This is a genomic window from Clavibacter quasicaliforniensis (assembly GCF_051201715.1).
Taxonomy (GTDB): Bacteria; Actinomycetota; Actinomycetes; order Actinomycetales; family Microbacteriaceae; genus Clavibacter; species Clavibacter seminis.
In genome coordinates, this window is sequence record NZ_CP139624.1 from 2,486,633 (window position 1) to 2,511,023 (window position 24,391).

Sequence of the window (24,391 nt, forward strand, 5' to 3'; positions counted from 1 at the left end):
GGATCGCATGGCATCAGCACGGCGACCGGAGCTGCCCTACCTCGACGGCATGCGGGGCGCCGCCGCCCTCGCCGTCGTGGCGTTCCACGCGTTCCTCTACACCGGGCTCAGCGGTCAGGCCTGGCGGGATCTGCCGCTCCTCGGCTGGATCACCGGGTACGGCTACCTCGGCGTGCCCGTCTTCATCGTCCTGTCCGGCTACGTGCTGATGCTCCCCGTCGCCGGCCGCCCGGGGCTCGACCTCCGGCACGGCACGGCGACCTTCCTCCGACGCCGCGCCCGGCGGATCCTCCCGCCCTACTTCGCGGCCATCGCCCTCAGCCTGCTGATGGCGCTCGTGATCCCCGTGATGCGCGACGGCGCCGGCACCGCATGGGAGAGCGCGGCGCCCGCCACACCCGCCGGCATCGTCTCCCATGTGCTCCTGCTGCAGGACCTCTCCCCCGCCTGGGTCAGCCAGGTGAACGCGCCGCTCTGGAGCGTGGCCGTCGAGTGGCAGATCTACTTCCTCATGCCGCTGGTGCTGCTGCCGCTCTGGCGACGCTGGGGCGGGCTGCCCGTCGTCGCCGTCGCCACGGTCGTGATGACCGGCGCGTCCCTCGCCGGCTTCGCCCCGTGGGCCTGCCCCTGGCTGCTGGGCCTCTTCGCCGCCGGGATGCTCGCGGCCGAGCTCACCGTAGGCGCGCGCCCGCGCTGGGCGTCCGACCGGCTGCTGCTCGCGGTGGCCGTGGGCGCCGCGGCCGTGCTGCTCCTCGGGATCACGGTCCTCCAGGGAAGCGTGTGGGCCGCGGAGCTCGTCGCCGGCGCGGGCTTCGCGTCGCTCCTCGCCTGGGCGGGCGCGCGCACGATGGCCGGATCCCGTCCCCGCGCGCTCGGCGCCTTCGTCACCCGTCCGGCGCAACGGATCGGCCTCGTCTCCTACAGCGTCTACCTCGTGCACAGCCCGCTCCTCGCGCTCGGGAACCTCCTGCTGCTGCCCCTCGGCCTGCCGACCGGCGCGTACGCCGCGCTGATGCTGCTGGTCGTCGCGCCGCTCGCGGTCGCGGCCGGCTTCGGCTTCTTCCACCTCGTGGAGCGGCACTTCCTCAACACGCGCCAGGTGCACGTGACGGAGGCGGCGGATCCGGACGCGGCGCCCGTCGCGCCGCGGCCCGCGGCCTGACCCGGGTCGATCGGGCCTCCGCGACGGTGCCCCCGCAGGGACTCGAACCCTGACCTGTAGCGATTTTAAGTCGCCCGTCTCTGCCAATTGGACTACGGGGGCGTCGGCGCCGAGGCGCTCCCGACAGCCTACGGTCGCGGCGCGGATCCGCGGTGACCGGGCATGACGACGGCCCGCACGCTGCTGCGTGCGGGCCGTCGACGGTGGTGCGGGTGGATCAGGCCGAGGGCTTCTCGTCCGCGTTCTCCGCGCCGGGTGCCGAGCTGTAGCTGCCCGCGAGCGCCGGGGACTTCTCGCCCTCGGTGGGCGCGTCGGCCTTGTCGTCGGCGGCCTTCTTAGCGGGCGCCTCCTCCTTCTTCACGGGAGCGGCCGGCGCGGCGTCCGCGGCGGGACGCGGGCGCGACGCGAAGGTCTCGAACGCGGTGCGCGGGGTCTCGCGCGCCTCGAGCGAGACGATGTCGCGGCCCCAGACGAGGTTGTTCACCCAGCCGGTGACGACGCGCGCCTTGCGCTCGAAGGACGGGATCGCGAGGCCGTGGTAGCCGCGGTGCATGACCCATGCGGGGAAGCCGGTGATGCCGAGCTTCCCGGACTGGAACGCGCCCTGGTACAGGCCCAGGCCCGCGACGGCGCCGAGGTTCTTGTGGAAGTAGTCGGTGATCCCCTCGCCGCGGAGGCTCGCGGTGAGGTTCTTCGCCATGAGCTTGCCCTGGCGGACGGCGTGCTGCGCGTTGGGCACGCAGAAGCCGCCGACGCCGCCACCCGTGAGGTCGGGGGTGGCCGCCACGTCGCCGGCGCCCCAGGCGTCCGCCACGATGCCGTCGTCGCCCTCGACCCGACCGTCGGCGCGCACGCGCAGGCGCCCGCGCTCCTCGATCGGCAAGTCGGTGTTCTTGAGCATGGGGCTGGCCATGACGCCCGCGGTCCAGACGATGACGTCGGACTCGAAGGACTCGCCGGTCGACAGCTCGACGACGCCGCCGACGGCGGACTTGAGCTGCGTGTCGAGGTGAACGAGCGCGCCGCGCTCGGCGAGGTTCTTCAGCACCCAGTGGCTCGTCTCGAGCGACACCTCGGGCATGATGCGGCCCATCGCCTCGATGAGGTGGAAGTGCGTGTCCTCGAAGTCGATCTCGGGGTACTTCTTCACGAGGTCGGTCGCGATGCTGCGCATCTCGGCGAAGACCTCGATGCCGGCGAAGCCGCCGCCGACCACCACGAAGGTGAGGAGGCGCTCGCGCTCGGGGCCCGCGGGCAGCGTGGCCGCGCGGTCGAAGTTGGCGAAGATGCGGTCGCGGATGGCGACGGCCTCCTCGATCGTCTTCAGGCCGATGGCCTCGTCCGCGACGCCAGGGATCGGGAACGTGCGCGAGACGCTGCCCGCGGTGACGACGATGATGTCGTACGCGAACTCGTAGGGCTCGCCCACGGGCGGCGTGATGGTCGCGGTCTTCGACGCGTGGTCGATGCCGGTGACCTTCGCCGTGACGACGTTGGTGGTGCGGAGGTGGCGCCGCTGCGAGACGACCGCGTGGCGGGGCTCGATGGATCCGGAGACCACCTCGGGCAGGAACGGCTGGTACGTCATGTACGGCAGCGGGTCGACCATGGTGACCTCGGCCTCGCCGGATCGGAGGTGCGACTCGAGCTTCCATGCCGTGTAGAAACCGGCGTAGCCGCCGCCGACGATCAGGATTTTGGGCACGATGGATGACTCCCTGCAGGTTGTGGTCGAAATCAGGCTACCCCTTCCGGAGCAACCGCCTGAAATGCCGCGATGCGACGACGGCCATGGCCGCCGCGAGCGCCGCGAAGACGGAGAGGACGAGGGCCGGGATCCCCACGTCGCGGAGCGCGCCGACGGTCGGCAGCGCGCCGGCCTCGGGGTCGGCGGTGGGGCCGTCGGCGGGCACCGCGGGCGCGGGGTCCGGGGTGGCGGACGCGGCCGGATCCGGCGTCGCGGCGGGCGCGCGGCGGTAGAGGCGCACCCACTCCTCGAGGTCGCCCAGGGGCTTGCCGCTCGCGGGCGCGACGTCGGCCGTCACGGCGGCGGCCGCGTCGACGAGCCCGCGGCCGTAGATCTCCGGCTGGCCCTTCTGCCGTGCGGTCGCGAGCACGCGCTCCACCACGTCGTCGGCCTTGAGCTCCGGATGCGCGGCCCGCACGAGCGCGACCACGCCGGAGACGAGGGGTGCGGCGCCGCTCGTGCCGCTCCACTGCACGTAGCGTCCGCCGGGCTCCACGCCCACGAGCTGCTCGCTGGGCGCGGCCACCGCGATGGTGATGCCCTGCGACGACGCGTCGAAGCTCGCGGCGCCCGAGCGGTCGACGCCCGCGACCGCGAGCACGCCGGGGATGGTGGCGGGCGCGCCCACCTCGGTCGTGCCGCTCCCCCGGTTGCCGGCCGCCGCGACGACCACGACGTCGTGCTCGTAGGCGTAGAGGAAGGCGCGGTCCCAGCTCTCCGGCCAGTCGAGCGAGTTGCGCGTGAGGGACATGTTGATGACGCTCGCGCCGTTGTCGACGGCCCAGCGCACGGCGTCGGCGATCTGCGCGTCCTCGTCGCGCGCGCCGGGCGTCGGGCCGCCGAGCGCGACCGAGACGCTGAGGACGTTCGCGGCCGGGGCGACGCCGATCACGCCGGATCCGGTGCCCGTGCCGCGGCCGGCGAGGAGCGACGCGACCATGGTGCCGTGCTCGCTCGAGGCGCCGACGGGTTTCGTGCCGTCCGCGGATCCGACGCCCGAGACGTCCGTGCCGCCCGCGACCGCGCCGCGCAGGTCGGCGACCGAGGCGTCGACGCCCGTGTCGATGACGGCGATCTTCACGCCCTCGCCGCGGGTGGTCTGCCACGCCTGCTCGATGCCGTAGTCGGCGAGCCAGTACTCGCGCTCACGGACGGGATCCGCCTGGGCGGGCGTCGCCGCGGTGAGCGCGGCGGCGAGGGCGAGGATCCCGACGGCGATCGTTCGCGTGAAACGGCGCCCGGGCCGGGTCGACGCGCGCGCACCTGGCGCGGGCATCATGCCGCGTCGGGGTCGGCGCACTCGCAGACGTCCGGCGACCAGGAGGCCCGGGCCAGCGCGATGTCGCCGATGGGGTTCACGCCGGGACCCGCGGCGAGCGCGTGGCCCGCGAGCGCGTGCAGGCACTTCACGCGCACGGGCATGCCTCCCGCGGAGACGCCCGCGAGCTCGGGCACCACGAGGATCGACTCGCGGTCGGCGAGGTAGGACGCGTGGGCGGCGGCGTACGCGTCGCGCAGCGCCTCGTCCTCCGCGAGGTCGTCCTGCAGCTCGGCCATGACGTGCTCGGCCTCGAGGTGCGAGATGGCGGCGGTGGCCGCGGGGTGGCACAGGTAGTAGAGCGTGGGGAACGGCGTGCCGTCGGTGAGGCGCGGCGCCGTGCTCACGACGGTGGGGTTGCCGCAGACGCAGCGGGCGGCGATGCCGACCACGTCGCGCGCGGGGCGGCCGAGCTGGGCGGTGACGACGGCCACGTCGCGCTCGGAGGGCGGGTCGAAGGGGGGTCGGGTCACTGGTCGCCTCCCTGGACGGATCCCTGGAGCTGGTCGGGCGGGGTGTCGCTGAGGGCGCTGGTGAGCGCGGATCCGAGCAGGGCCTGCACCCAGTCCTGCTTCGTCTCCTGGAGGTCGGCGCTGATGGGCGCGCCATCGGGCGTGGTGGTGGCGGCGTCGCCTGTCGCGGCGGGCAGCCCGCGGACGAGGTAGCTCGTCTCGCCGGGCATGACGTAGAAGAGGCGGTCGCGCACCTGCGCCTTGAGGAAGGCGGGGTCGTCGTAGCGGGCGCGCTGGTCCTGGAGCTGGGCGATGGTGCCCTTCTGGGCGTCCACCGCGCTCTGCAGGCTGCTGAGCTGCTGCCGCTGCTCGAGGTAGATGCGGAGGCCCGGGGCGAGCACCACGACCGTGAGGACGAGCAGCACGAGCACCATGACGGAGAAGCCGGAGAAGCGCATGCTGCGGAGCCAGTTGCCCGCGGGGGCGTCGCCGTCGGGCAGCGCCACGGGGACGCGCTCGGCGCGCGGACGCGGAGCGCGGCGGGCGCGGAGGGTGTCGAGGCCGGGGAAGCGGGCCATCGGTCCTCCTTCGTGTGCGGGTCGGGTCGTGCGGGGGTGGTGGAACGGCGATCCGCCCGCGCCGGGTGGGCGCGGGCGGATCGGCCTGATCAGGCCTGGAAGCGCGGGAAGGCGCTGCGGCCGGCGTAGACCGCGGCGGCGCCGAGGTCCTGCTCGATGCGGAGGAGCTGGTTGTACTTCGCGACGCGCTCGCTGCGGGCGGGGGCGCCGGTCTTGATCTGGCCCGCGTCCACCGCGACCGCGAGGTCGGCGATGGTCGTGTCCTCGGTCTCGCCGGAGCGGTGCGAGAGCACCGTCGTGTAGCCGCTGCGCTGCGCGAGGCTGACGGCGTCGAGCGTCTCGGTGAGCGTGCCGATCTGGTTGACCTTCACGAGGATCGAGTTGGCGACGCCGCGCGTGATGCCGTCGGCGAGGCGCTTCGGGTTCGTGACGAAGAGGTCGTCGCCGACGATCTGCACCTTGGAGCCGAGCTCGGCGGTGAAGTGGTCGTAGCCGGCCCAGTCGTCCTCGTCCAGCGGGTCCTCGATGGTGATGAGGGGGTAGGACGCGACGAGGTCGGCGAAGTACGCGGTGAGGTGCGCCGCATCCACCTTCTGGCCCTCGAACGTGTACGCGCCGTCGGAGAAGAACTCGCTGGACGCGACGTCGAGGCCGAGCGCGATCTGCTTGCCGGCCGTGAAGCCCGCGGAGTCGATGGCCTCCATGAGCAGGTCGAGCGCGGCGCGGTTGCTGTCGAGGTTCGGCGCGAAGCCGCCCTCGTCGCCGAGGCCGGTGGAGAGGCCCTTCTTCTTCAGCAGGCTCTTGAGCGCGTGGTACGTCTCGACGCCCCAGCGCAGGCCCTCGGAGAAGGTGGACGCGCCGACGGGCAGGAGCATGAACTCCTGGATGTCGACGTTGGTGTCCGCGTGCGAGCCGCCGTTGATGACGTTGAGCATGGGGACGGGCAGCGTGTGCGCGTTCGGGCCGCCGAGGTAGCGGTACAGGGGCAGCTCGGCCGAGTCGGCCGCGGCCTTCGCGACCGCGAGGGAGACGCCGAGGAGCGCGTTGGCGCCGAGGCGGGACTTGTTCTCGGTGCCGTCGAGCTCGATCATCGTGGCGTCGATGATGCGCTGGTCCGCGGCGTCGAGGTCCTGGATGGCCGGGCCGATCTCGTCGACGACGGCGGCGACGGCCTTCTGGACGCCCTTGCCCAGGTAGCGGCCCGCGTCGCCGTCGCGCAGCTCGTACGCCTCGAATGCACCGGTGGATGCGCCGGAGGGGACGGCGGCGCGCGTGAACGTGCCGTCCTCCAGGAGCACCTCGACCTCGACGGTCGGGTTGCCCCGGGAGTCGAGGATCTCGCGTGCGTTGACTGCTTCGATGGCTGCCACGGAATGGTCTCCTTGCGTTGCGGTGAGGGGTGGGAAGTCGGGTCCATCCTAGCCGCGGGGTCATTCCGGGCCGCGGGCGGCGAGGCCCGCGCGCAGGTGTCGCGCAGGTGACGGATCAGCCGCGCGGGCCGCCGTCGAGCGGGCGCTCCTGGAGGGAGGCGGCGTCCGCCGTGTCGGCGTCGACGGAGGCGAACGTTCGGAATCCCTGCTGCTTGAGCGCCTCGAGGAGCGGCGCGACGTTCTTCGGGCGCGGCTCCAGCCGCACGCGACGACCGGACGCGACGAGCTCGGCCTTGAGGCGCGCGAGCACCTGGACCGGGGTCCGCCGGTCGTGCACGAGCGCGATGGCGTCGGCGTCCTCCGCCGTGGGCAGCACGGCCAGGTCGACGATGCGCTCGAAGCCGATGGAGAAGCCGGCCGCCGGCACGTCCTGGCCGAGGAAGCGGCCGATCATGCCGTCGTAGCGGCCGCCGCCGCCGACCGAGCTGCCGGAGGCGGGGTGCGCGATCTCGAAGATCGTGCCCGTGTAGTAGCCCATGCCGCGGACGAGGGTCGGGTCGAAGCGGAGCGTGACGCCGTCGGGGAGGCCGACGAGCGCATCCGCCAGGGTCTCGAGGTCGGCGACCGCGTCGGGGTCGACGCCCGCGGGGAGGATGCCGGTGATCGCCTCGGCCGTGAGCGGCACGCCGCCGTCCGCGAGCGCGGGCTCGATGCGCTCGAGGATCCCGCCGAGGACCGCCGCCGCGTCCGCCCCTCCCTCGGCGAGCTCGGCCACGACGCCCGCGGCGCCGATCTTGTCGAGCTTGTCGATGCTGATGAGCGCCTGCGCCTGGCGGTCGGGCGCGAACCCGCACGCGTCGAGGATCCCGCGGAGGATGCGCCGGTCGTTCACGCGGATGGTGCAGCCCGTGAGCCCGAGGGCGGCGAGCGTGGCGGCGGTGGCGGAGATCAGCTCGACCTCGGCCAGCTGCCCGGCCTCGCCGATGATGTCGATGTCGCACTGCATGAACTGGCGGTAGCGGCCCTTCTGCGGGCGCTCGGCACGCCAGACGGGCGCGGCCTGGATCGACCGGAAGACGCCCGGCAGCTCCGCGCGGTGCGAGGCGTAGAAGCGCGCGAGCGGCACCGTGAGGTCGAAGCGGAGCCCGAGGTCGGAGAGGGCGAGCACGTCGCCGGCGTCGGCGGCCGCGTGCAGGTCGTCGCCCGAGAGGCCGCGCTTCAGGACCGAGTAGGCGAGCTTCTCGTTGTCGCCGCCGAGGCCCGCGTGCAGCCGTCCGGACTCCTCGACCACGGGGGTCTCGATCTCGTCGAAGCCGTGCGCGCGGTAGGTGCGGCGGATGATGGCGAGCGCCTGCTCGCGGCGGGCCTTCTCGGCGGGCAGGAAGTCGCGCATGCCGCGGGGCGGCGTGATCTGCTGGGGCATCCCCCGATTCTGTCAGGCGGCGGGCGGCGTCCCCGCCCCGGGGGCACCGGGCGCCCCCGGGCCCGCGGCGAGGTCGAGCCACGGCTGGATGCGCGGGGTGAACGCGTCGATGAGCGCCTCGAAGCCGCGCATGGCCCGGTCGCGGTCGCCCGAGATCACGAAGTCGAACTGGAGGCCGTAGGACCCGGCCTGCAGGAGTTCGGCCGTGTCGAGGGCGACCTCCTCGGGGACGCCGTGGGCGCGCATCCACTCGAGCCCGAACCGGCGCCACGCGGAGACGCTCGCGATGGCGTGCGGCCGGACGACGCCGTCGCGCGTGCGCAGGAGGGCGGCCTCGAACTCGAGGCGCTGGAAGTCGCGGTTGACGTCGGTGAGGCGCCAGCTCCAGGCCCGAGTGATCCACTCGCGGAGCTCGCCGGGTCCGATCTCGCGCGGATCGCCCTCCACCATCTCCGCCTGCCGGTGGTCGATGGCGTCCATCGCGGCCTCGAGCAGCCGCTCCTTGGACCCGAAGTGGTAGACGAGCACGAAGGTGCTCTCGCCGAGGGCGTCGGCGAGGCCGCGGAAGGTCACCGACTGGAGCGGGTGCGCGCGCAGGTGGTCGAGGATGTGGGCCAGCAGGTCCTGGCGGCGGTGCGGATCCGGGGCTGCCACGCCTCACCATAACAACCGTGATGGACGTGCGGCGAAGGCCGTTACCGTGTGATCGCCCAGGTCTGTCCGCCGTCTCCTTCGGGTGGAGGCGACGGACGCGGCCGCTCGGGATCGGGTAAATCCCGGGCGATGCCCCCGCGGGCCGGAGCTCGCCTCAGGCGGTCCGGCCCGCGCCGGGGGATGCGTCGTCGGCGTCGGTCCCGTCGCCGGTCCCACCGTCGTCGGGCTCCTCCGCCGCCGGGATCTCCGCCGTCCGGATCTCCGCCGTCAGCGACCGCAGCGTCGTCCGCAGCGCGCGCTCCGCGTCGAGGCCGCGCGACCTCGCCGAGACCACGACCGCGAGCAGCAGGCGGCCGAGGTCGTCCTCGTCGTCGACGGGGATCGCGGCCGGCGCGCCAGCCTCCAGCAGGCCGACGCGCTCCGCCCGGCCGAGCAGCTTGTCGGCGAGCGCGAGGGACGGCATGCCCATCGGGATCCCGTCGACGACGCTCGTGCGCGCCGCCTTCTCCCGGTCCTTGGCGGCGCCCCAGACGCGCAGCACCTCCTCGACGGTGTCGGCGCGCTCGTCACCGAAGACGTGCGGGTGGCGGCGCACCATCTTCTCCGTGGCGGTGCGGGCGACGTCGGCGAGGTCGAACCCCTCGCCCTCCGTGCGCGCGATGTCGGCGTGGAAGACGACCTGGAGGAGCACGTCCGCGAGCTCCTCGCGCATGCCGGGCACGTCGTCGGTCTCGATGGCCTCGACGAGCTCGTGGCTCTCCTCGAGGAGGTACGGGACGAGGGTCCGGTGCGTCATCTCCCGGTTCCAGGCGCAGCCGTCGGGGGCGCGGAGGACGGCCATCGCGGCGGCCAGGTCCGCGACGGCGGCGGACGCGGCGTCGGATCCCGATTCGGCGGCGGATGCGGACGGGGACGCGGGCTCGATCATCCCGCCATCCTCGCACCGGGCCGCCGGTAGGCTGAGGGTCGGTGTGCCGGGAAGTCTGGTCGGCGGCGGGTGACCGTCTCCCTCTCCCCCGACCCCGGAAGGCCCCATGACCTCCCTCATCCGCTCCGAGCGCGTCGCCGCCGGGCTCCTGCTGCTCGCCGCCGTCGTCGGCCTCGTCGTCGCGAACACACCTGCCGGGCCCGGCCTCCTCGCGTGGGCCGACGGGCACCTGGCGATCCCCGCGATCGGCGTCGACCTGTCGCTCCGGCACTGGGTCAGCGACGGGCTGCTCGTCGTCTTCTTCTTCATCGTCGCGGTCGAGCTCAAGCACGAGTTCCTGGCCGGCGGGCTCAACAGCGTCTCCGCGGCGCTCGTCCCGGCCATCGCGGCGGTCGGCGGCGTCGTGGTGCCCGCGGGCGTCTACCTCGCGATCACCGCGGGCAGCGGCTTCGAGCGCGGCTGGCCCGTGCCGACCGCGACCGACATCGCCTTCGCGCTGGGCGTCCTCGCGGTGTTCGGCCGCGGCCTGCCCGCGGCCGTGCGCGTGTTCCTCCTCGCGCTGGCCGTGCTCGACGACCTCATCGCCATCGGGATCATCGCGGTCTTCTTCACGACCGACCTCGACCTGGGCGCGCTCGCCCTCGCGGTCGCGGGCGTCGTGCTGTTCGCGGTGGTCGGGCGGCTCGGCGTCGGGCGCACGGGCGCCGCGCGGATCGCCGTGGTCGCGCTGCTGGTGCTCATCGCCCTGGTGACCTGGTGGGCGACGCTCTCCTCCGGCATCCACGCCACCATCGCGGGCGTCGCCCTCGGCTTCGCGCTCCCCCGCCTCTCCGGGCTCCGCGCCGCGCACGCGCTGGAGCCCGTCTCCAACGGGATCGTCCTGCCGCTGTTCGCGTTCTCCGCGGCGCTCGTGGCGATCCCCGAGATCGGCCTGGCGGAGCTCGCGCCCGCCTTCTGGGGCATCGCGCTCGCGCTGCCGCTCGGGAAGCTCGTGGGGATCACGGCGGGCGGGCTGCTCGGCGCGTGGGTCGCGCGGCGCCGCGGATCCGCGGGCGGGCTCGCCGTACCCGACCTCGTAACCGTATCGCTCCTCGGCGGCATCGGCTTCACGGTGTCGCTGCTGATGAGCGAGCTCGCGTTCGCGGGCCTCGGCGAGGTGCGCGACGAGGGCACGCTCGCGGTCCTGCTCGGATCCGGCGTCGCGATCGTCGCGGCGGCCGTCACGCTGTCGATCCGCAGCCGCCGGGCACGCCAGGCCGGCGACGGCGCTGATGACGACGACGCGACGCGGGACGACTTCCCGGCCCACGCGGACAGCGGACCGGCCCGCACCTAGGCGCCGACCGGATCGCGCCCGCGCCGACCGGCCCACCGCCGATCACGCCTTGGGCGCGGACTCCTTCGCGGCCGGCGCCTGCTCCACCGTGAACACGGCGTCGAGCAGCTGCCGCACCCAGTCCACGAGCTCGGCGTCGGGCAGCGGCTCGCCGTCGCGCTTCGGCAGGGGCACGGTCACCGCGTTCGTCTGCGCGAACAGCTTGCTGCCCGGGTACATGCGCTGCAGGCGCACCTGCTTGCTGTCGGCGAGGTCGGCCGGCGCGATGCGCAGGTTCGGCCCCATCGCGACGACCTCGCTGAGCCCGGCCCGCTGGGCGACGCGACGCAGGCGCGACACCCGCACCAGGTTGTCGACCTCCACGGGCGGCTCGCCGTAGCGGTCGGACAGCTCCTCGATGACCCGGTCGATCTGGTCGTCGGTCGCCGTGGGCGACGCCGCGGTGGACAGCTTCTGGTACGCCTCCAGGCGCAGCCGCTCGCTGTCGACGTACTCCTCGGGGATGTGGGCGTCCACCGGCAGCTCGAGCCGCAGCTCGGTCTGGCCCTCCGCGACATCGCCGCGGAAGGTGGAGACGGCCTCGCCGATCATGCGCAGGTAGAGGTCGAAGCCCACGCCCTGGATGTGGCCGGACTGCTCGCCGCCCAGCAGGTTGCCCGCGCCGCGGATCTCGAGGTCCTTGAGCGCGACCTGCATGCCGGATCCCAGCTCGTTGTTCGCCGCGATGGTGGACAGGCGGTCGTGCGCCGTCTCGGACAGGGGCTTGTCGGCGTCGTAGAGGAAGTACGCGTAGGCGCGCTCCCGCCCGCGGCCGACGCGCCCGCGCAGCTGGTGCAGCTGGCTGAGCCCGTACTTGTCGGCCCGGTCGATGATGAGCGTGTTCGCGTTCGCGATGTCGAGGCCGGTCTCGATGATGGTGGTCGACACGAGCACGTCGAACTTGCGCTCCCAGAAGTCGACGATGACCTGCTCGAGCATCGCCTCGCTCATCTTGCCGTGGGCCACGGCGACGCGCGCCTCGGGCACGAGCTCCGCCAGCTCCGAGGCGACCCGGTTGATGCTCGACACGCGGTTGTGCACGAAGAACACCTGGCCCTCGCGCAGCAGCTCGCGCCGGATGGCGGCCGCGATCTGCTTCTCGCTGTTCGGGCCCACGAAGGTGAGGATCGGGTGCCGGTCCTCCGGCGGCGTCGCGAGCGTCGACATCTCGCGGATGCCCGTGACCGCCATCTCGAGCGTGCGCGGGATCGGCGTGGCCGACATCGCGAGGATGTCGACGTTGGCCTTGAGCTTCTTCAGCGCGTCCTTGTGCTCGACGCCGAACCGCTGCTCCTCGTCGATGATGACGAGCCCCACGTCCTTGAACGCGATGTTGCCCGTGAGCAGGCGGTGGGTGCCGATGACGACGTCGACCGAGCCGTCCTCGAGGCCCTTGACGGTCTCGCGCGACTCCTTCTCCGACTGGAAGCGGCTGAGCTGGCGCAGGTGCACGGGGAACCCGGCGAAGCGCTCCGAGAAGGTCTCGAAGTGCTGCTTCACGAGCAGCGTCGTGGGCACGAGCATCACGACCTGCTTGCCGTCCTGCACGGCCTTGAACGCGGCGCGCACGGCGATCTCGGTCTTGCCGAACCCGACGTCGCCCGAGACGAGGCGGTCCATGGGGATGGGGCTCTCCATGTCGCGCTTGACCTCGTCGATGACGGTGAGCTGGTCGGGCGTCTCCATGAAGGGGAACGCCTCCTCGAGCTCGCGCTGCCAGGGGGTGTCCGGCGGGAAGGAGTGCCCGCGCGACGCCATGCGCGCGGAGTAGAGCTTCACGAGCTCGACCGCGATGTCGCGGACGGCGCGGCGCGCCTTACCCTTCGCGGCGGCCCAGTCGCTGCCGCCCATCTTGCTGAGGGCGGGCTCCTCCCCGCCGACGTAGCGGCTGAGGAGGTCGAGCTGGTCGGTGGGCACGAAGAGCTTGTCGCCCGGGTAGCCGCGCTTGGAGGGCGCGTACTCGATGACGAGGTACTCGCGCCGGGTCTTCACGGCGTTGCGGCCGCCCGAGGAGACCTCGCGCTGCGTGAGCTCGACGAACCTCCCGATGCCGTGCGTGGTGTGCACGACGTGGTCGCCGGGCTTGAGCTGCAGCGGATCCACCACGTTCTTGCGGCGCGTGGCGAGCTTCTTGACCTGGCGGCTGTCGTAGCCGGCCGCGCGCCCGTAGAACTCGCTCTCGGTGAGGAGCGCGAGCTTGACCTCGGGCATCTCGAAGCCCGCGTCGATGGCGGAGCGGAGCAGGTAGGCGATGCCCGGCTCGGGCTCCGCGGGGAACTCCTCGACCACGCGCGCCGGGACGCCCGCCTCGCGGAGCACGGTGTCGGCGCGCTCGACCAGGCCGGATCCCTGGGCCACGACGCCCACGCTCCACCCGTCGGCGAGGCGCTGGCGCACGTGCTCGATGGCGCCGTCGGCGTTGCCCGCGAAGCTCGGCACGGGATCCGCCTGGATGCGCACGGTCATGACCTCGTCGATCCCGAGGTCCTCCGGCAGCACGTCGGTGGCCTGGAAGCCCGAGAGGGTCCACCAGCGGCGCGGGCCGCGCGCGTCGCGCAGGCGTCCGAGCGAGAGGAAGTCCCCGGACGCGAGGTCGATGGGCGCCTGCGCGCCCGCGGTGGCGGCGTTCCACGCGGCGTCGAGGAACTCGCGGTTCGTGTCGGCGAGGCTCTGGGCCCGCGTGGACACGCGCTCGGGCGAGACGACGGCGATGGCCGCGTCCACCGGCAGGTAGTGGGTGACGGGGACCAGCCGGTCGACGAGCGCGGGGGCGAGCGACTCCATGCCCTCCACCGGGATGCCCTCGGCGATCTTCGCGAGCATCTGCTGCAGGTTGGGGAACTCGTGCTGCATCTCGCGGGCGCGCTGGCGCACGGGCGCGCTCAGCAGCAGCTCGCGGCTCGGCGGCAGCTCGACCGAGGTGATCTCCTCCTCGAGCGACCGCTGGTCCGCGACGGCGAACGGCCGCATCTGGTCGACCTCGTCGCCGAAGAACTCGACGCGCACGGGGTGGTCGGAGACGGGCGGGAAGACGTCGAGGATGCCGCCGCGCACCGCGAACTCGCCGCGGCGCGTGACCATGTCGACGCGCGAGTAGGCGAGGTCGACGAGCCGGACGGCGAGCTCGGAGAGGTCGTGGCCGCGGCTGCCGGTGGCGAGCTGCACGGGCGCGAGCTCGGTGAGGTTGTCGGCGACGGGCTGGAGGGCCGCGCGCACCGAGGCGACGATGACGAGCGGGCGCACCTGGTCGGCGGGCACCTCGCGCGCACCCTGGCCGAGCGCGGCGTGCCACTGCTCCATGCGGCGCAGCGCGTGGATCCGCTTGCCCACGATCTCCGCGCTCGGGCTGAGCCGCTCGTGCGGCAGCGTCTCCCATGCCGGGAACTCGAGGATCTCGGCGTCCGGCAGCACGGCGTCGAGGCTGCGACGCATGCCCTCGGACTCCCGACCGGTGGCGGTGACGACGAGCAGGCACCCCGGGATGCCGCGCTGGATGCGCTGGCGCAGGAGCCCCGCGAGCAGCGGCCCCTGGAGCCCCTCGGTGAGGGAGAAGTCGGCGTCGCGGGAGGCCGATGCGAGGGCGTCGTCGAACGTGGAGGCGCGCGAGAGCGCCGGGATCAAGCCCTGGAGGATCACCAGATGATCGTACGCGCCGCCACCGACGCGCTCGCCGTCGTCCGCCGAGGGCGGACGCGGGACGCGCAGACCGAGCCGGCCGGGCGGATCAGGACGCGGCGGTGTGGAACCGCAGCTGCGCCGCGATGAGGCCGTCGGAGGCGATCATCTCGATGGCGTCGGCCGCGTCCTCCAGCACGTTGGGCAGGACCTGCCGCTCCGTGGAGGAGAAGGGCTTCAGCACGAAGTCGGCGGCGTCCTGGCGACCGGGCGGGCGCCCGATGCCGATGCGGACGCGCGTGAAGTCGCCCGTGCCCGCGGAGGAGATGATGTCGCGGATCCCGTTGTGGCCCCCGTGCCCGCCGCCCTGCTTGAGCTTCATCGAGTCGAACGGGATGTCGAGCTCGTCGTGCGCGACCACGAGCTGCGCGGGCTCGAGCGAGAAGTACTTGAGGAGGTTCGCGACCGGCCCGCCGGACAGGTTCATGAACGAGCTCGGCTTCGCGAGGATGAGCTTCGGACCGCCGGGCACCGCCCGCCCCTCCGCGACCTGCGCGTTGGCGCGGTGCGAGCGGAACGTGGCGCGCATCCGGTCGGCGAGGACGTCGAGCGCCATCTGGCCGACGTTGTGCCGCGTGCCCGCGTACTGCGGGCCGGGGTTGCCGAGGCCGACCACGAGCAGGGTCCGGTCGTCCACGTGCGCTCTCCTCGTCCGTCGATCGCATCCGGGGCGGATGCGCGGAGCCCGCCGGCCGCTGCCGGTGTCCCGGACGGCGGCCGACGGGCTCCGTGGTGCTGGTCGTGCTGGTCGTTCTGGTGGTGCATGTGCGGCCAGGGCCGCGGCAGGTGCTACTTGTCGTCGCCGGACTGGTCGCCCGTGGCGCCGTCGTCGGTGACGCCGACCTCGGCGTCGCCCTCGGCCACGACGTCCTCGTCGACCGCGTCGGTCGTGAGGTCGAGCTGCGGCACGGAGATCGCGAGCACGAGGGTCTCGGGGTCGGTGACGAGCGTCGCGCCGGCGGGCAGGTCGACCTGGCCGGCCGTGATCTGCGTGCCCTCCTCGAAGCCCTCGATGGAGACGACGAAGCGCTCCGGGATGTGGGTGGCCTCTACGTCGACCGTGATGGACGTGTACTCGAGGTTGTGGATCGTGCCCGGGTAGGACTCGCCCTCGACGTGGATCGGGACCTCGACCTCGACGCGCTCGCCCTGGCGGACGACGATGAGGTCGACGTGCTCGATGATCTGGCGCACGGGGTCCTTCTGGACGTCCTTCACGAGCACCAGCTGGGGCGTGCCCGCGATGTCGAGCGTGATGATCTGGTTGGCCTTGCGGATGATGAGCATGAGCTCGTGGCCCGGCAGCGTGACGTGCTGCGGGTCGGTGCCGTGGCCGTAGATGACGGCGGGGATCTTGCCGATCGCGCGGATCTTGCGGGCCGCGCCCTTGCCGAACTGCGTGCGCAGCTCCGCGGAGAGGTTGTTGTCAACCATGATGTCGCTCCAATTGCGGCCCGTGAGGGCTCGCGTCGTGTGTCTGTGTCTGCTCGAACGCTTGCGCGTGAGGAATGAGGTGCGAGCCCCGTCCACCGCGTCGATAACGGACCGCCGCCGCGCTCGCGCGCGGCTCCTGCGATCCCTCGCCGAAGTTCAACCCCCGATGCTACCGGACGGACGGGTCCACGGTCGACGCGTCGGGCGCGTCCGGTGCGGCCGCCGGAGACGGGGACCCCGGCGCGGGCGGCGTGGACTGGCCGACCCGGAGGCGCAGGCCGTCGTGCACGCCGTCGACGACGTCCTCGAACGCGACCGGCGCGCCGAGCGTGGCCGAGACGTAGACGCTCACCACGGTCGCGAGCGACAGGAAGGCGTCGTCGACCGTGACCCCGGCCGGTCGGCCCGAGCGCAGGGCGTCGGCGATGTCGTCGTACTGGCGGTAGTGGCCCTCGAGGTACGTGTTGTCGAGGCGCGGCGAGCGCGGGAGGTCCGCGGCGTGGATCTCGAGCTCGGCGTCGTTGCGCACGTCGGCCTGAGCGGGCACGCCCGACTCGGGCGCCGCGTGGAAGTAGGTGAGGGAGCCGGCCTCGATCACGGCGGATCCGCGCGTGCCCTGCACCTGCACGCGGGTGTCGAGGCCCGGGTAGCCGGCGGTGGTCGCCTGCAGGGTCGCGAGCGCGCCGGAGGCGAAGCGGATCACGGCGACCGCGACGTCCTCGACCTCGATGCCGTCGTGCGCGAGCAGCGCGGTCTGCGCGTACACCTCGACCGGGCGGCCGAGGTAGGAGACGAGGAGGTCGAGCGTGTGCACGCCCTGGTTCATCAGCGCGCCGCCGCCGTCGAGGTCCCACGTGCCGCGCCAGTGGCCGGAGTCGTAGAAGCCCTGGCTGCGCCACCACGGCGCGCTGGCGACCGCGGTGGTGAGGCGGCCGAGGCGGCCGGAGCGCACGGCGCGGTCGACGATCACGCTCGACGGGTTGAAGCGGTGCTGGCTGATGACGGTCGAGAGGATCCCCCGCCCGGCGGCCTCGCGCGCGAGCTCGGCGATGCGGCGGCCGCGCGCCAGGTCCACGTCGAGCGGCTTCTCGATGACGACGTGGAGGCCGGCGGCGAGCGCCTCCTCGGCGAGGCCGATGTGCAGGCCGCTCGGCGTGCAGATCACGACGAGCTCTGCGGCGTCCTCGCGGATCATGTCGCCGAGGTGCGCGAAGACGCGCGGGCGGTCGGCGTGCAGCTCGTCGACCACCACGTCGGCTAGCTCGTCGGCGGTGGCGGCCGTGACGTCCACGAGCGCGGCGACGCGGAACTCGGGGTGCTCGGCGAGCACGCGCGCGTGGTGCGTGCCGATGACGCCGCAGCCGACGATCGCGACCCGGATGGGCTCGTGGACGGCCGCCGCGGGGGCGCCCTCCTGGCCCGCGGACGGTGCCGCGTCGGCGCGGTGCACGGCGGCGCGCGGCACGTCGGCCTCCGACCGCGCCTCCCGGACGACCGCGGGGACGTCCGCCTCGGGCACCGCGGCGGCGGGCTCGGTCGCGGTGGCCGGCGCGTCGTCGACCCGGCCGGGCGACGCCGTGCGTCCTCCCGGCAGCAGCTCGCGGACGGCCGCGTCGGCGAGCGCGACGGGATCGTCGGTGATGTCGAGCGTGATGCCCTGCTCGTCGTCGCCGAGCGGCTCGAGCGTGCGCAGCTGCGACGCGAGGAGGCTCGACGGCATGAAGTGGCCCTCGCGGCCGCCGAGGCGCTCCGCCAGGAGATCGTGGTCGCCGGCCAGGTGCACGAAGACGGCGTCGGGCGCGGCGGCGCGGAGGATGTCGCGGTAGGAGCGCTTCAGCGCGCTGCACGCGACGACGGGTCCGCCATCGGGGCGCCCGGCGAGCACGCGGCCGACCTCCTCCAGCCAGGGCCGGCGGTCGTCGTCGTCGAGCAAGTGGCCCTCGGCCATCTTGCGGCGGTTGGCCTCCGGGTGGAGGTCGTCGCCGTCGATGAAGGGGACGCCGGCATCCTGCGCGAGCAGCTCGCCCACCGTCGACTTCCCGGATCCGGAGACCCCCATCACGATCACGGGCGGGAACGGGCGGACGGCGTCGATGCGGATCACTCCCTGCGGTTCGGTGAGGAACTCGTGCGGCGCGACCGTGTGGGTGCGCTCGTCCATCCTACGAGACGCTCCCCGACGCCCCGCTGACGGTCGGGGGCCCGGGCGTAGCCTGATGACGACTGTCGACAAGGAGGCATCAGATGTCAGATGACCAGCAGGCCACGGCGAACATCGGGGTGGTGGGGCTCGCGGTGATGGGGTCGAACCTCGCCCGGAACCTCGCCAGCCGCGAGGGCAACACGGTCGCGGTGTACAACCGCACGACCCAGAAGACCACCGACCTCGTCGAGGAGCACCCCGAGGCGGGCTTCGTCGCCGCGACCTCGATCGAGGAGTTCGCCGCGTCGCTGCAGCGCCCCCGCACCGCGATCATCATGGTCAAGGCCGGGCGCGGCACCGACGCCGTCATCGAGCAGCTGACCGAGGCGTTCGAGGAGGGCGACATCATCGTCGACGGCGGCAACGCGCTGTTCACCGACACGATCCGCCGCGAGAAGGAGGTCCGCGCGAAGGGCCTCCACTTCGTCGGCGCCGGCATCTCCGGCGGCGAGGAGGGCGCGCTCAAGGGCCCGAGCATCATGCCGGGCGGCACGGCCGAGGCGTACGAGACGCTCGGCCCGATCCTCGAGTCGATCGCCGCGGTCGCGGAGGGCAAGCCCTGCGTGACCCACATCGGCACCGACGGCGCCGGCCACTTCGTGAAGATGATCCACAACGGCATCGAGTACGCGGACATGCAGCTCATCGCGGAGTCCTTCGACCTGCTGCGCCGGGTCGGCGGCCACGAGCCGGACGCCATCGCGGACGTGTTCGAGGAGTGGAACGGGGGCGACCTCGAGTCGTACCTCATCGAGATCACCGCCGAGGTGCTCCGCCAGAAGGACGCCGCCACGGGCAAGCCGCTCGTCGACGTCATCGTCGACCAGGCCGGATCCAAGGGCACGGGCGTCTGGACCGTGCAGAACGCGGTGGGCCTCGGCGTGCCGGTGGGCGGGATCGCGGAGGCCGTGTTCGCGCGCGCCGTGTCGTCGAAGCCCGAGCAGCGGAAGGCCGTGCAGGCCACGATCACGAGCCGTCCGGAGATCCAGTCGGGCGGCGACACCTTCGAGGACGACGTGCGCGCCGCGCTCTACGCGAGCAAGGTCGTCGCGTACGCGCAGGGCTTCGACGCGATCATCGCGGGCGCGAAGGAGTACGGCTGGGACATCGACAAGGGCAAGGTCGCGGAGATCTGGCGCGGCGGCTGCATCATCCGCGCCCAGTTCCTCAACCGGATCGTCGAGGCGTACGAGAAGGACTCCGGTCTCGCGACGCTGCTCGAGGACCCGTACTTCGCCAAGGCCGTCGCCGACGGCGAGCAGGCCTGGCGCCGTGTCGTCTCGGTCGCCGCGCTGTCGGGGATCCCGGTGCCCGGCTTCGCGTCGGCGCTGAGCTACTACGACTCGCTCGCCTCCGAGCGCCTGCCCGCCGCCCTGGTGCAGGGCCAGCGCGACTTCTTCGGCGCGCACACGTACCACCGCACCGACAAGGAGGGCACCTTCCACACGCTGTGGTCCGGCGACCGCTCCGAGGTCGAGGCGGAGGACACGCACTAGCGTCCACCGACCGTCGCCGACGCCCCGCCGCCCCTCGTGGGCGGCGGGGCGTCTGTCACACTGGGGCGGATGGACGAGGACGAGCACCCCGAGCTCGCGGGCTACGAGCCGCACCGCCCGCGGAGCCTGCGCAGCAAGCGCACGCTCGTCGTGATGCGGGTGGTCGTCGTGGTCGGGATCGTGAGCCTGCTGCTCCCCGGCGTCGTCACCATGGTGCGCGTGGGCGCCAGCACGGCCGACATGGCCTGCGCCGACTTCGTCGCGTACGAGCGGCCCGACTCCCCCTCATACGAGGTGCGGTTCCAGCTCTTCGGCCCAGGCGGCGTGGGCTACGAGTGCTACACGAGGTACGCCTTCGGCGGCGACGAGCACATCGTGTCGCTCGGGCTCATCCCCTCCGGCCGCGTCGCGCGCGAGGTCGTCGAGCGGAACTCCCGGGACTGATCCCCCGGGCGCCCGAGCCGCCGGCCCGGACCGCGGTGCTGGGGACTACGCCGCGCCGTCGAACATGCTCGTGACGGATCCGTCGTCGAACACCTCGTGGATCGCACGGGCCAGCAGCGGCGCGATGGGCAGCACCGTGAGCTTGTCCCAGCGCTTGTCCTCGGGGATCGGCAGCGTGTCGGTGACCACGACCGAGTCGATGTGCGGGCTGTCGAGGATCTGCGTGGCGGGGTCGGAGAAGACCGCGTGCGTGGCCGCGACGACGACACCCGTGGCGCCGTTCTTCTTCAGGGCCTCGGCCGCCGAGACGATGGTGCGGCCGGTGTCGATCAGGTCGTCCACCAGGAGGCACACGCGGCCGGCGACGTCGCCGACGATCTCGTGGACGGTGACCTGGTTGTGCACCTTCGGGTCGCGGCGCTTGTGGATGATGGCGAGCGGCGCGCCGAGCTTGTCGCTCCAGATGTCGGCGACGCGCACGCGACCCATGTCGGGCGAGACGACCGTGAGGGTCTTGGAGTCGAGCACGGAGCGCATGTGCTCGAGGAGCACGGGCATCGCGAAGAGGTGGTCGACGGGGCCGTCGAAGAAGCCCTGGATCTGCGCGGCGTGCAGGTCCACCGACATGATGCGGTCGGCGCCTGCGGCCTTGAACAGGTCGGCGACGAGGCGGGCGGAGATCGGCTCGCGGCCGCGGCCCTTCTTGTCCTGCCGGGCGTAGGGGTAGAACGGGGCGACCACGGTGATCCGCTTGGCGGAGGCCCGCTTCATCGCGTCGACCATGATGAGCTGCTCCATGAGCCACTCGTTGATGGGCGCGGTGTGCGACTGGATGACGAACGCGTCGCTGCCGCGGACGCTCTCGTCGTACCGGATGTAGAGCTCGCCGTTGGCGAAGGTCCGCGCGTCGGTGTGCACGAGGGTCGTCTCGAGCTCCTCGGCGATCTGCTCGGCGAGCTCGGGGTGCGCGCGACCGGTGACGATCACGAGCCGCTTCTCTCCGGCGGTCTTGATTGCGGACACGGGACTCCGTCTCGTCAGTGCTGCTCGGTGTGCTCGGTCCCGGACGGATCGTCCTGGTGCCCCTCGGCCGCCTCGACGGCGGCCCGGGCCTCGGGGGTGCCCGGTCGCTTCGCCTCGGTCCAGCCGACCATGTTGCGTTGCGGCGCCACCGAGATGCCGAGTGCGCCGGGCGGGACGTCCTTGCGGATGACGGCACCGGCACCCGTGTAGGAGCCGGTACCGATCCTAACCGGTGCGACGAGGACGTTCCGCGAGCCGAGGTGCACGTGGTCGCCGACCTCCGTGCGGTGCTTGGAGACGCCGTCGTAGTTGGCGAAGACCGCGCCAGCGCCGATGTTGGTGTGCGCGCCGATGGTCGCGTCGCCCACGTAGCTGAGGTGCGGGACCTTGCTGCCCGCGCCGATCTCGACGTTCTTCGTCTCGACGTAGGCGCCGATCTTGCCGTCGTCGCCGAGGCGCGTGCCGGGTCGCAGGAAGGAGAACGGGCCGACCGTCGCGCGGGCGCCGATGACGGCCAGCTCCGCGTCGGTGCGGCGGACGGTCGCGTCCTCGCCGACCTCGGTGTCGCGGAGGGTGGTGTCGGGGCCGACGGTCGCGCCCGCGGCGACCGTGGATGCGCCGAGGATCTGGGTGCCCGGGAGGACCGTGACGTCGGCGGCGAGCGTGGCCTTGACGTCGATCCAGGTGGTGCGCGGATCCTGGATCGTCACGCCCGCGAGCTGCCAGCGGCGGATGATGCGCGCGTTCAGCTCGGTGGCCGCGGCCGTGAGCTGGACGCGGTCGTTGATGCCGGCGACGAGCCAGCTGTCGCGGACAGGGAGGCCCTCGATGGCGCCGCCCGCGCGGCGGATCACGTCGGCCGCGTCGGTGAGGTACTTCTCGCGCTGCGCGTTGTCGGTGCCGATGGCGCCGAGCGTCTGCCGGAGCGCCTCGGCGTCGAAGACGTAGACGCCCGCGTTGACCTCGTCGATGCGGAGCTGCTCGCCGGTCGCGTCCTTCTGCTCGACGATGGCCTCGAACGCGCCGTCCTGGCCGCGGATGATGCGGCCGTTGCCGGTCGGGTCGTCGAGTCGGGCGGTGAGGAGCGTGAGGTCGTTGCGCGCCTGGCGGTGGGCGGAGACGAGCGAGCGGAGCGTGGCGGCGTCGAGCAGCGGCACGTCGCCCGAGAGCACGACGACCTGGCCGGTGAAGCCGTCGGGCAGGGCCGTGATGCCCACCTCGACCGCGCGGCCGGTGCCGGGGATCTCGTCCTGGTCGACCACGAGGGCCTGCGGCGACAGCGCGCGCACGACCTCGACGACCTGGTCGCGGTCGTGGCGCACGACCGTGACGATGTGGCGCGCGCCGAGCTCCTCCGCGGTCGCGAGCACGTGGCCGACGAGAGGCAGGCCGGCGAGCGGGTGCAGGACCTTGGGGAGGCGCGAGCGCATGCGGGTGCCCTGGCCGGCGGCGAGGATCACGACGGCGATGGAGGGGCTGCGCGGCTCGCCGTCGACGTCGAGCTCGCCCGTCACGATGGGGATCTCGCGGGTCGTCGGCGTGATGTCTGAGTCGGTCATGGCGATCTCCCTGATCCTCGTGCGTCTGTCCGGCGCGGCCGGCGGGCGTGGCTCCGCCCCCAGGATTCGAACCTGGACCTCACAGCTCCAAAGGCTGAAGTGCTGCCGTTACACCAAGGCGGACCGCTCACGGTCCGGCCGTGCGCAGGACGAGTCTGCCAGAGGTGCCCGGACGCGGAGACCGGGACGCGGCGGGCGCTCAGGCGCCGCGCGCGCGGCGCCGGCGGAGGATACCGCGGATCCGCAGCACCAGGAGGAGCGCGCCGCCGACCGCGAGCCCGACGGCCCCGCCGACGAGCACGCGCGCGTCGGACGCGCCCTGCTGGAAGGGCCACAGCTGGCTGGCGAGGGCGGCGATCCCGAGCAGGAGCGGCGTCAGCACCGCCGCGACGAGGGCCTCCTGCGACGGGGTCATGGGCTCGGCGCCGCGTCGGCGGTCGCGGATCGTCGTGCCGACGAGGGCGCCCCACATCGGCAGCACCAGACCGAGGTTCGCGACCGGGACGAGGACGAGGGCGACGAGGAGGGCCAGCGCGGCCCCGGCCACGAACCACCACGGCATGACGGAGCGGATGGAGGGGAGGCCGGCCACGTCCCCCACGCTAGCGACCGGGCGGGAGCCCCGGACCGGCATGATGGGGGGATGCCCAGCCGCGACGAGGTCGACCGCATCGTCGACGCGTGGCGGCGCGAGCGGCCCGACCTCGACTTCTCCCCGCTCGAGGTTCTGTCGCGCGTCGGCCGCCTGTCGCGTCTGCTGGAGCGCGCCCGGCGCTCGGCGTTCCAGGAGTCGGAGCTCGAGTCGTGGGAGTTCGACGTGCTGTCGGCGCTGCGACGGGCGGGCGATCCCTACCAGCTGAGCCCCAAGGCCCTCCTGCAGCAGACGCTCGTCTCCTCCGGGACCATGACCAACCGCATCGACCGGCTCGTGGCGCGCGGGCTCGTGGAGCGGCGGACGGATCCGCACGACGGGCGCGGGATCCTCGTGGTCATGTCGGACGCGGGCCGCACGCGCGTCGACACCGCGATCACCCGGCTCGTCGCCGAGGAGGCGGAGCTGCTCGAGACCCTGCCCGCGGCCGACCGCGACGTGCTCGCGGGGCTGCTGCGGCAGCTGATCCTCGACCTCGACGACGACGGGGCCTGACCCCCGACGCGCGCCGGCCGGCCGGCCGGACGGACGGACGGACGGCTCAGGCGTGCGCGACGCAGCGGCGCGCGGCCGGGCGGATCTCGAGCCGGCCCGCGGGGATCGCCTCGCCGCAGACCTCGCACCGGCCGTAGGTGCCCGCGTCGAGTCGCGCGACCGCGGCGTCGACGTCGGCGAGGCGCACGCGCGCCTCGCGGATCATCGCGTCGGACTGCGAGCGCTCGAAGGCGAGGGTCGCGCCCTCGGGGTCGTGCTCGTCGTCGGAGTTCGCGTCCTGGCGGGCCTCGACGATCGCCGCCACGTCGCGGTCGAGGCCGCGGATGAGCGCGAGCGTGTCGGCGCGCACCGCCTCCAGGGCCGCGCGCGGGTCCGCCGGAGCGGCCGCGGCGTCGTCGGCCAC

At 73.2% G+C, this 24,391-nt stretch carries 21 protein-coding genes and 2 tRNA genes; 5 read left to right on the forward strand and 18 right to left on the reverse strand.

What is annotated here, in order from left to right:
• Positions 1–7: 7 nt before the first annotated feature.
• A complete protein-coding gene (locus NL142_RS11795) occupies positions 8–1,162 on the forward strand; it encodes an acyltransferase family protein (protein WP_435079720.1) in 1,155 nt (384 codons plus the stop codon).
• 27 nt (positions 1,163–1,189) lie between these two features.
• On the opposite strand, the gene NL142_RS11800 is transcribed toward NL142_RS11795, so the two are convergent.
• The 9 genes from NL142_RS11800 to NL142_RS11840 form a co-directional block, all read right to left on the reverse strand.
• Positions 1,190–1,264: transfer RNA gene (locus NL142_RS11800), tRNA-Leu, on the reverse strand.
• Between the two features lie 115 nt (positions 1,265–1,379).
• Positions 1,380–2,867 (reverse strand): NAD(P)/FAD-dependent oxidoreductase, encoded by a 1,488-nt coding sequence (locus tag NL142_RS11805; RefSeq protein WP_087197940.1) that lies wholly within the window; start codon positions 2,865–2,867, stop codon positions 1,380–1,382.
• A 37-nt stretch (positions 2,868–2,904) separates the two neighbouring features.
• Positions 2,905–4,188, reverse strand: a complete 1,284-nt coding sequence (locus tag NL142_RS11810) for a S8 family peptidase (RefSeq protein WP_435079722.1) — start codon at positions 4,186–4,188, stop codon at positions 2,905–2,907.
• Entirely contained in the window at positions 4,185–4,700 is a 516-nt protein-coding gene (locus NL142_RS11815) for a DUF501 domain-containing protein (RefSeq protein ID WP_194684799.1), read from the reverse strand. Before NL142_RS11815 ends, NL142_RS11810 begins: the two co-directional genes overlap by 4 nt.
• Positions 4,697–5,257 (reverse strand): FtsB family cell division protein, encoded by a 561-nt coding sequence (locus NL142_RS11820; RefSeq protein WP_435079725.1) that lies wholly within the window; start codon positions 5,255–5,257, stop codon positions 4,697–4,699. The genes NL142_RS11815 and NL142_RS11820 overlap by 4 nt, the downstream gene beginning before the upstream one ends.
• Positions 5,258–5,346: 89 nt before the next feature.
• Complete coding sequence (gene eno / locus NL142_RS11825; protein WP_043588661.1) at positions 5,347–6,627, reverse strand: phosphopyruvate hydratase; 1,281 nt, start codon at positions 6,625–6,627, stop codon at positions 5,347–5,349.
• A gap of 115 nt (positions 6,628–6,742) precedes the next feature.
• The gene (gene hisS / locus NL142_RS11830; RefSeq protein WP_435079727.1) at positions 6,743–8,050 is read right to left on the reverse strand and encodes a histidine--tRNA ligase; all 1,308 of its coding nucleotides are present in this window, start codon (positions 8,048–8,050) and stop codon (positions 6,743–6,745) included.
• A gap of 12 nt (positions 8,051–8,062) precedes the next feature.
• A complete protein-coding gene (locus tag NL142_RS11835) occupies positions 8,063–8,704 on the reverse strand; it encodes a TetR/AcrR family transcriptional regulator (protein WP_435079729.1) in 642 nt (213 codons plus the stop codon).
• A gap of 154 nt (positions 8,705–8,858) precedes the next feature.
• Entirely contained in the window at positions 8,859–9,632 is a 774-nt protein-coding gene (locus tag NL142_RS11840; RefSeq protein ID WP_435079731.1) for a nucleoside triphosphate pyrophosphohydrolase, read from the reverse strand.
• A 106-nt stretch (positions 9,633–9,738) separates the two neighbouring features.
• On the opposite strand from NL142_RS11840, the gene NL142_RS11845 reads away from it, so the two are divergent.
• Entirely contained in the window at positions 9,739–10,968 is a 1,230-nt protein-coding gene (locus tag NL142_RS11845) for a Na+/H+ antiporter NhaA (RefSeq protein ID WP_435079733.1), read from the forward strand.
• Positions 10,969–11,010: 42 nt separating this feature from the next.
• On the opposite strand, the gene mfd is transcribed toward NL142_RS11845, so the two are convergent.
• From mfd to NL142_RS11865, 4 genes are all read right to left on the reverse strand, one after another.
• Positions 11,011–14,643 carry a transcription-repair coupling factor gene (mfd, locus tag NL142_RS11850; protein ID WP_194684805.1) on the reverse strand — a complete coding sequence of 1,211 codons (3,633 nt, stop codon included), beginning with the start codon at positions 14,641–14,643 and terminating at the stop codon, positions 11,011–11,013.
• 88 nt (positions 14,644–14,731) lie between these two features.
• The gene (gene pth / locus NL142_RS11855) at positions 14,732–15,319 is read right to left on the reverse strand and encodes an aminoacyl-tRNA hydrolase (protein ID WP_043588674.1); all 588 of its coding nucleotides are present in this window, start codon (positions 15,317–15,319) and stop codon (positions 14,732–14,734) included.
• A gap of 152 nt (positions 15,320–15,471) precedes the next feature.
• Entirely contained in the window at positions 15,472–16,116 is a 645-nt protein-coding gene (locus NL142_RS11860) for a 50S ribosomal protein L25/general stress protein Ctc (RefSeq protein WP_194684806.1), read from the reverse strand.
• Positions 16,117–16,285: 169 nt separating this feature from the next.
• Positions 16,286–18,277, reverse strand: a complete 1,992-nt coding sequence (locus NL142_RS11865) for a gluconokinase, GntK/IdnK-type (protein WP_435079737.1) — start codon at positions 18,275–18,277, stop codon at positions 16,286–16,288.
• A gap of 83 nt (positions 18,278–18,360) precedes the next feature.
• On the opposite strand from NL142_RS11865, the gene gndA reads away from it, so the two are divergent.
• Together gndA and NL142_RS11875 are read left to right on the forward strand one after the other, a co-directional pair.
• Complete coding sequence (gene gndA / locus NL142_RS11870; protein ID WP_435079739.1) at positions 18,361–19,815, forward strand: NADP-dependent phosphogluconate dehydrogenase; 1,455 nt, start codon at positions 18,361–18,363, stop codon at positions 19,813–19,815.
• A gap of 69 nt (positions 19,816–19,884) precedes the next feature.
• On the forward strand, positions 19,885–20,259 hold the full coding sequence (locus NL142_RS11875; RefSeq protein WP_194684808.1) for a hypothetical protein: 375 nt from the start codon (positions 19,885–19,887) through the stop codon (positions 20,257–20,259).
• Between the two features lie 45 nt (positions 20,260–20,304).
• Here the strand turns inward: NL142_RS11875 and NL142_RS11880 are convergent, their stop codons facing one another.
• The 4 genes from NL142_RS11880 to NL142_RS11895 form a co-directional block, all read right to left on the reverse strand.
• Positions 20,305–21,282, reverse strand: a complete 978-nt coding sequence (locus NL142_RS11880) for a ribose-phosphate diphosphokinase (protein ID WP_012038964.1) — start codon at positions 21,280–21,282, stop codon at positions 20,305–20,307.
• A gap of 14 nt (positions 21,283–21,296) precedes the next feature.
• Positions 21,297–22,841 (reverse strand): bifunctional UDP-N-acetylglucosamine diphosphorylase/glucosamine-1-phosphate N-acetyltransferase GlmU, encoded by a 1,545-nt coding sequence (gene glmU / locus NL142_RS11885; RefSeq protein ID WP_435079742.1) that lies wholly within the window; start codon positions 22,839–22,841, stop codon positions 21,297–21,299.
• A gap of 48 nt (positions 22,842–22,889) precedes the next feature.
• Positions 22,890–22,964, reverse strand: a tRNA-Gln gene (locus NL142_RS11890).
• Between the two features lie 76 nt (positions 22,965–23,040).
• The gene (locus NL142_RS11895) at positions 23,041–23,433 is read right to left on the reverse strand and encodes a hypothetical protein (RefSeq protein WP_435079744.1); all 393 of its coding nucleotides are present in this window, start codon (positions 23,431–23,433) and stop codon (positions 23,041–23,043) included.
• Positions 23,434–23,484: 51 nt separating this feature from the next.
• Between NL142_RS11895 and NL142_RS11900 the strand changes: the two genes are divergently transcribed.
• Positions 23,485–23,988 (forward strand): MarR family winged helix-turn-helix transcriptional regulator, encoded by a 504-nt coding sequence (locus NL142_RS11900; protein WP_012038966.1) that lies wholly within the window; start codon positions 23,485–23,487, stop codon positions 23,986–23,988.
• Between the two features lie 46 nt (positions 23,989–24,034).
• On the opposite strand, the gene NL142_RS11905 is transcribed toward NL142_RS11900, so the two are convergent.
• Positions 24,035–24,391, reverse strand: coding sequence for a TraR/DksA family transcriptional regulator (locus NL142_RS11905; protein ID WP_435079746.1), 357 nt, complete (start codon positions 24,389–24,391; stop codon positions 24,035–24,037).

Coding starts and splice junctions, on each gene's coding strand:
- NL142_RS11795 (WP_435079720.1), top strand. CDS start 8: ATGGCATCAGCACGGCGACCGGAGCTGCCCTACCTCGACGGCATGCGG.
- NL142_RS11810 (WP_435079722.1), bottom strand. CDS start 4,188: ATGATGCCCGCGCCAGGTGCGCGCGCGTCGACCCGGCCCGGGCGCCGT.
- NL142_RS11820 (WP_435079725.1), bottom strand. CDS start 5,257: ATGGCCCGCTTCCCCGGCCTCGACACCCTCCGCGCCCGCCGCGCTCCG.
- hisS (WP_435079727.1), bottom strand. CDS start 8,050: ATGCCCCAGCAGATCACGCCGCCCCGCGGCATGCGCGACTTCCTGCCC.
- NL142_RS11840 (WP_435079731.1), bottom strand. CDS start 9,632: ATGATCGAGCCCGCGTCCCCGTCCGCATCCGCCGCCGAATCGGGATCC.
- NL142_RS11845 (WP_435079733.1), top strand. CDS start 9,739: ATGACCTCCCTCATCCGCTCCGAGCGCGTCGCCGCCGGGCTCCTGCTG.
- NL142_RS11860 (WP_194684806.1), bottom strand. CDS start 16,116: ATGGTTGACAACAACCTCTCCGCGGAGCTGCGCACGCAGTTCGGCAAG.
- NL142_RS11865 (WP_435079737.1), bottom strand. CDS start 18,277: ATGGACGAGCGCACCCACACGGTCGCGCCGCACGAGTTCCTCACCGAA.
- gndA (WP_435079739.1), top strand. CDS start 18,361: ATGTCAGATGACCAGCAGGCCACGGCGAACATCGGGGTGGTGGGGCTC.
- NL142_RS11875 (WP_194684808.1), top strand. CDS start 19,885: ATGGACGAGGACGAGCACCCCGAGCTCGCGGGCTACGAGCCGCACCGC.
- glmU (WP_435079742.1), bottom strand. CDS start 22,841: ATGACCGACTCAGACATCACGCCGACGACCCGCGAGATCCCCATCGTG.
- NL142_RS11900 (WP_012038966.1), top strand. CDS start 23,485: ATGCCCAGCCGCGACGAGGTCGACCGCATCGTCGACGCGTGGCGGCGC.